This window comes from Paraburkholderia sp. J67 (assembly GCF_905220265.1).
Classification (GTDB): domain Bacteria; phylum Pseudomonadota; class Gammaproteobacteria; order Burkholderiales; family Burkholderiaceae; genus Paraburkholderia.
In genome coordinates this window covers 76,255-82,343 of record NZ_CAJMZK010000037.1, presented here as the reverse complement: position 1 = coordinate 82,343, position 6,089 = coordinate 76,255, and the positions used below count along the sequence as shown (strand labels likewise).

At 60.6% G+C, this 6,089-nt stretch carries 6 protein-coding genes; 3 read left to right on the top strand and 3 right to left on the bottom strand.

The window, feature by feature from the left end; genetic code table 11:
• From U5782_RS37565 to U5782_RS37555, 3 genes are all read left to right on the top strand, one after another.
• Positions 1–1,030: AMP-binding protein (locus tag U5782_RS37565; protein ID WP_322048921.1), on the top strand; the 1,030-nt coding region annotated here is incomplete at its 5' end.
• Between the two features lie 77 nt (positions 1,031–1,107).
• On the top strand, positions 1,108–1,473 hold the full coding sequence (locus U5782_RS37560; protein ID WP_322048920.1) for a DUF4212 domain-containing protein: 366 nt from the start codon (positions 1,108–1,110) through the stop codon (positions 1,471–1,473).
• Entirely contained in the window at positions 1,470–3,488 is a 2,019-nt protein-coding gene (locus U5782_RS37555; RefSeq protein WP_322048919.1) for a sodium:solute symporter family protein, read from the top strand. Before U5782_RS37560 ends, U5782_RS37555 begins: the two co-directional genes overlap by 4 nt.
• A gap of 178 nt (positions 3,489–3,666) precedes the next feature.
• Here the strand turns inward: U5782_RS37555 and U5782_RS37550 are convergent, their stop codons facing one another.
• The 3 genes from U5782_RS37550 to U5782_RS37540 all read right to left on the bottom strand — a co-directional run bounded on the left by U5782_RS37550 (position 3,667) and on the right by U5782_RS37540 (position 6,089).
• A complete protein-coding gene (locus U5782_RS37550) occupies positions 3,667–3,954 on the bottom strand; it encodes a PAAR domain-containing protein (RefSeq protein ID WP_322048918.1) in 288 nt (95 codons plus the stop codon).
• A 27-nt stretch (positions 3,955–3,981) separates the two neighbouring features.
• Complete coding sequence (locus tag U5782_RS37545) at positions 3,982–5,085, bottom strand: glycosyl hydrolase (RefSeq protein WP_322048917.1); 1,104 nt, start codon at positions 5,083–5,085, stop codon at positions 3,982–3,984.
• A gap of 116 nt (positions 5,086–5,201) precedes the next feature.
• A complete protein-coding gene (locus U5782_RS37540; RefSeq protein ID WP_322048916.1) occupies positions 5,202–6,089 on the bottom strand; it encodes a hypothetical protein in 888 nt (295 codons plus the stop codon).

Here is a 6,089-nt window from a genome sequence, read left to right as displayed (position 1 = left end):
GCACAGCTACATCGCCTACGGGCCGCTCACGATCGGCGCGACCCAGGTCGTGTTCGAAGGCGTGCCCACGTACCCGAACGCGGGCCGCTTCTGGGACATGATCCAGAAGCACAAGGTCACGCTGTTCTACACGGCGCCCACGGCGATCCGCTCGCTCATCAAGGCCTCGGAAGCCGATGCGAAAGTGCATCCGAAGAGCTATGACCTGTCGTCGCTGCGCCTGCTCGGCACGGTCGGCGAGCCGATCAATCCCGAAGCGTGGATGTGGTACTACGAGAACGTGGGCGGCAAGCGCTGCCCGATCGTCGACACCTGGTGGCAGACGGAGACCGGCGGCCACATGATCACGCCGCTGCCGGGCGCGACGCCGCTCGTGCCGGGCTCGTGCACCTTGCCGCTGCCGGGCATCATGGCCGCGATCGTCGATGAAACCGGCCAGGACGTGCCGAACGGGCAGGGCGGCATTCTGGTCGTCAAGCGCCCGTGGCCCGCGATGATCCGCAACGTCTGGGGCCAACCCGAGCGCTACAAGTCGGCTTACTTCCCCGAGGAACTGGGCGGCAAGCTGTATCTCGCCGGCGACGGCAGCGTGCGCGACAAGGAAAGCGGCTACTTCACGATCATGGGCCGTATCGACGACGTGCTGAACGTCTCGGGCCACCGCCTGGGCACGATGGAGATCGAGTCGGCGCTGGTGGCGAACCCGCTCGTGGCCGAAGCTGCCGTGGTGGGCCGCCCCGACGACACGACTGGCGAAGCCGTGGTCGCCTTCGTGGTGCTCAAGGCCAACCGCCCGCAAGGCGAGGACGCCGTGAAGCTGGCCAACGACCTGCGCGCGTGGGTGGGCAAGGAGATCGGCCCGATCGCCAAGCCGCGCGACATCCGCTTCGGCGAGAACCTGCCGAAGACGCGCTCGGGCAAGATCATGCGCCGCCTGCTGCGCTCGCTCGCGAAGGGCGAGGCCATTACGCAGGACGTTTCGACGCTGGAAAACCCGGCGATTCTCGACCAGCTCGGCGAGTCGCTTTAATCGGCTGCGAGGACGCCGCGCGGCGTCCTCGCATTCGTCCCAATTGCCCGGCCAGCGCCTTTTTGCTAAACAGGCGCATGGCCGCGCCACAACCCACCCCCCAGAACAACATCAATCCCTTGCCCGAGCCGCCGCCGGTCAGCCAGGCGATGGCGCTCGCGCATCGGCGCTACTGGCGGTTTAACCTCGCGTTGATCGCCGTGCTCATGACGATTGGCTTCACGGTTTCGTTCGTTGCGCCGCTGTTCGCACGCACGCTCGAAGGTGTGCGCTTCGCGGGCTTCAGCCTGCCGTTCTACCTGGGCGCGCAAGGGGCGATTCTGGTCTACGTGGCGCTGGTGGCGATCTATATCGTGCTGATGCAGCGCGCCGACCGCGAACTGCAAGCCGCGCGCGAAGCCGAAGCCGCGATCCGCGACGCTCGCCAGGCGCCGCAACGATGAAGCTCGCGCAACGGCTCATCTCCTCGTACGCGCTCTACACGCTCGGCTTTCTCGCCTTCATCTACGTGATGTGGCGCATCGAACTCTTCACGGGCCCCGGCACGTGGATCGGCTACGTGTTCCTGTTCGTGCCGATCGCCGTCTATGCCGTGATAGGTCTGCTCTCGCGCACCTCGGACCTCGTCGAATACTACGTCGCGGGGCGGCGCGTGCCCTCGGTCTTCAACGGCATGGCGACGGCCGCCGACTGGCTCTCGGCGGCCTCGTTCATCGGCCTTGCGGGCTCGCTCTACGCGAGCGGCTACGACGGCCTCGCCTACATGATGGGCTGGACCGGCGGCTACTGCCTCGTGGCCTTCCTGCTCGCGCCCTACGTGCGCAAGCTCGCGCGCTACACTATCGCGGATTTTCTTGGCACGCGGTTTTCCAGCAACCTCGTGCGTGCGCTCGCCGTGCTCGCCACCATCCTCTGCTCGTTCGTCTATCTGGTCGCGCAAATCCAGGGCGTGGGGCTGATCGCCGTGCGCTTCATCGGCGTGGACTTCGCGATCGGCATTTTTTGCGGGCTGGCGGGCATCCTCGTGTGTTCGTTCCTGGGCGGCATGCGTGCGGTGACCTGGACCCAGGTCGCGCAATACATCATCCTGATCGCGGCGATCCTGATCCCCGTTTCGTTGATCGCGCATCGAAATGGCCTGGGCTGGGTGCCGCAACTCGACTACGGCCAGGTGATGCAGCGCGTGGAAACGCTGGAGCGCGACGTGGGCGACGCTGGCGCCGAAGCCAACGTGCGCGACGAATATCGCCAACGCGCGGCGCTCTGGCAATCGCGTCTGGATGCGCTGCCGCAGTCCTATGTGGAAGAGAAAACGCGCCTTGTCGAAACGCTTGCGAGCCAGCGCCGCCACAACGGCCCGCTGCGCGACATCGACGCGCTCGAACGCGAGATCGCGCACTTCCCGCGCGACCCGGAAGCGGCGCGCGCGACCTGGACGCAGCAGCGCGACGACCTGCTCGCGCGCGCCACGCCGCCCGTGCCGATGCACGAACCGTTTCCCGCCGAAAGCGACGACGCGCGGCGCATTCACGAGCGCAATTTCCTGTCGCTGCTGCTGTGTCTGTCGCTGGGCACGGCGAGTCTGCCGCATATCCTCACGCGCTACAACACGACGACTTCGGTGGCGTCGGCGCGGCGCTCGGTGGGGTGGACGCTGTTTTTCGTCGCGTTGTTTTATGTGACGGTGCCGGTGCTGGCGGTGCTGATCAAGTTCGAGATTCTTTCGCACCTGGTGGGGCAGCACTTCGATGATCTGCCGCATTGGGTGATGCAATGGCGGCGCATCGAGCCGACCATGATCAGTATTGCCGACATGAACGGCGACGGCATCGTGCATTGGGGCGACATCCAGATGCAGCCCGATATGGTGGTGCTGGCCGCGCCGGAGATCGCGGGGCTGCCTTATGTGATGTCGGGGCTCATTGCGTCGGGCGCGCTCGCGGCGGCGCTATCGACGGCGGATGGCTTGCTGCTGACAATATCGAATGTGCTCTCGCACGACGTGTATTACCACATGGTTGATCCAAATGCGTCGAGCCAGCGGCGCGTGACGATGTCGAAGATTCTGCTGCTGGGCGTGGCGCTGTTTGCTTCGTGGGTGGCGTCGCTCAATGCGGGGAATATTCTATTTCTGGTGGGCGCGGCGTTTTCGCTGGCGGCATCGAGCTTGTTTCCGGTGCTCGTGCTGGGCGTGTTCTGGAAGCGCACGACGCGGCTTGGGGCCGTGGCAGGGATGGTGGCGGGGCTGGCGGTGTGCGTGTATTACATCGTTTCGACTTATGCGTTCTTTACGCAACTCACCGGGTTCGAAGGGGCGAGGTGGTTCGGGATCGAGCCGATCAGTTCTGGAGTTTTCGGGGTGCCGGCGGGGTTTCTTGTGGCGATTCTTGTGAGTCTCGTGGATCGGAAGCCGGATGAGTATACGGTCGCGCTGGTGGATTATATTCGGCATCCTTAATAAATTGGATGGATGCCGATGCGTGAAATGATGTCTGGCGAAGGCTTCGAACCGGTAATGCTCGCACAAGCCATACGAATCCCGATCCAGCAGAGTGAATCCTCGGGGCGCGGGATAGTCGCGAGTACTTGCAAGACGAGCAACACCGGTTGCCATGCAGGTTGTGTGTTACAGGCTATCAGGCATCCACGGACATCGACTGCTGCGAAGAAACGAGCCTCGGCGGCGGATTGCAACGGCAAATGCACAGGTCGTCGCTCAACGCAGCATGTCGACCATCTGGCGCAGTCATTACCTGTCGTGGCCCATCACATTTGATTTTCCCCGTCGTTTCGCATGCCGGACATTGCACATCATCGCCTTCGTGAGCAACGTCGCGGCCTTCGAACCGGATCGACGTCGGAGCGGCGACTATCGTTCCGTTCGCAGTGGTCTTGTCGTCGTTGAGTATCAGATAGCGTTGCATGACTGGATCTGTTGGATGAGCCGTTGACTAGAATTGCCGTTTTTTCAGCGTATAAACAGACAACCCGTACTCTGTGTTCGTATCGGAATCGAAATAGCCACCGAACATCAACCCGTCATCCGATTGCTTCCACGACTTGCCCGCGTCGGTGCTGTACAGGCTGTAGTCCTGCGGGGCACCGCTGCCGCTGCTATCTGTTGCATAGGTGATCAGTACGCCTCGCATACCAACGACCAGACCTCCCATGCTCAGAGGCGCGGCGAACTCATGAAGCTGATGTACTGCTGAGGGTTGTGCACTGTCCCACCTGGAGATAATCCCCCCTTGTCCCATTTCGTCGGAATGCGCGCCACGACTAGAGAGAGCGTAGACCATATAGCCATTCTCATCTTTTGACGTGGATTTCATGTCGACTACAGTTTGACCGGGCAATACGGTTTCCGGCTCAAACTGCTGGTCGCTCCAGCGAAGTCGATAAATTACGCTAGAGGCCTTGGTTTCCTTTAGTTCATTCACATAATACGCAACACGTAATACCCCGTCCCGACTGAGGTCTACGCCATCGAAAGTCGCCCGCGGCTTTCCCTGGCCTGCAAGCGGGGGGGCAGGAATCTGTTGCCAGGACTCACCACCGTCGTTCGTTCTCCATACGTCTGGTCCCCAGCCAATCGCGTATCCACGCATTGTGTCGAGGAAAAGCAGGTGTCCTATATTGCGGCTTTCCGGCCACTTGAGTTGTGTCCAGGTCTTTCCGCCGTCTCTTGAACGCCAAAGTCTCGTCGTCTGGGGAGTCAGACCATCCGATGGAATGGGCGACGTATAGTCCATCCACCCGGTGCTAACAAACAAAGTGTTCCAGTCGTTCGAATACCACCATACTCCATCCTGCCCGGGTTCCGAAAACAGGCGCTCCAGTCGCCCGTTGATCGAACCTCTCAGGATACTGACTGTCCAGCGATTCATGCGCTGATTCGTGTCGCTCATCCATGCTTGCGTTGGCTCGGCGACATCAGGATTCGTGGACTCGCTCGCCGGCTTGAAGGTGATGACTGGACCCGCGACTTTCAGGCTTATCGCCTTGTCTCCGTGGATGACGAAGCTCCCGCCGCCATAAGGCTTTTCGTCCTTCATGAAATTCGTTGAGATGGTTTCCCAGCTACTCGACATTTTCTCGTATCCGTACGTTACGGCCGCCGCAACTAGCAACGCGCCACAAATCAATTTCCACCGCATGTCAGTGTGCAACTTCAGTTGAACTTGAAGGAAAGTAACCGCTGAACGGTATAGCTAACGGCATCGACACCTTGCCCGATGGCGTCCCCAGCCTCGCTTGTCCTCGTTTTCGCGACCACCCATCCGCTGTCTACGGCCTGCCCCCAGGTTCGCGAGTCTGCCCATTCCTGAATATTAGGCTGCATGGCGATTCTTGCCATATCAACGGGTCCTAGATCAGCCAGGCCACCATCGAGATACGCTAGTGGGTGTGTTTTGAACGCAAACGTTTTGAATGTCTCTTCGTTCAGTTCAAGCATGAATTGCGCAACAGACATATTAAAACTGCCATTGCCCGGTTTGCGGCTGGATTGCCTGATGGCGTTGCCGCGCATATTTTGGCTCAGCCCATCTTCCATGTTGGACTGAAGAAAAAATCGCGCACTTTTCAGCCATGCCTGACCTTTCGGGCTCAGTTTCGGATAGAGCTTCGCGCCATAATTCGAACAGTAGTAATAGCCGTAACTGACGTAGTAGCTAGGCGGGCGGTGGCTGCAACCGATGTGGCGCATCATGAAGTTCCCGTGCCTCGACCAATCCGAGTCTTCGCTGGGTGCCTGAATCAACGATTCTCGACGATTCAGAAGTTCCTGAAATGTCTTCTTGTCCTTGGCAGGCTCCCAGAATTCCGCCCAGTTCTTGACGGCCTCCCACGCGCTCGCGGTGCTAACCTTGGTCACGGTCTCCCAATATTCACCGTGCAGCGGCTGGTAGTAGTAAGGGCACGTTCCGATAAACGATTTCGCGGCGGGAGTCACAATCTTATTGCAGATGGCGACCGGTACTTTCGGCCGGACAGCGTAGCCGCTTGGCGTCAGCATGGACGATCCGGTACCCAACACGCCTGGTTGTTCATCTGCCAT

Excerpts from the sequence above, each read along its gene's own strand:
- U5782_RS37560 (WP_322048920.1), top strand. The coding sequence starts at position 1,108 with ATGGCCGCGCCACAACCCACCCCCCAGAACAACATCAATCCCTTGCCC.
- U5782_RS37555 (WP_322048919.1), top strand. The coding sequence starts at position 1,470 with ATGAAGCTCGCGCAACGGCTCATCTCCTCGTACGCGCTCTACACGCTC.
- U5782_RS37550 (WP_322048918.1), bottom strand. The coding sequence starts at position 3,954 with ATGCAACGCTATCTGATACTCAACGACGACAAGACCACTGCGAACGGA.
- U5782_RS37545 (WP_322048917.1), bottom strand. The coding sequence starts at position 5,085 with ATGAAGGACGAAAAGCCTTATGGCGGCGGGAGCTTCGTCATCCACGGA.
- U5782_RS37540 (WP_322048916.1), bottom strand. The coding sequence starts at position 6,089 with ATGGCAGATGAACAACCAGGCGTGTTGGGTACCGGATCGTCCATGCTG.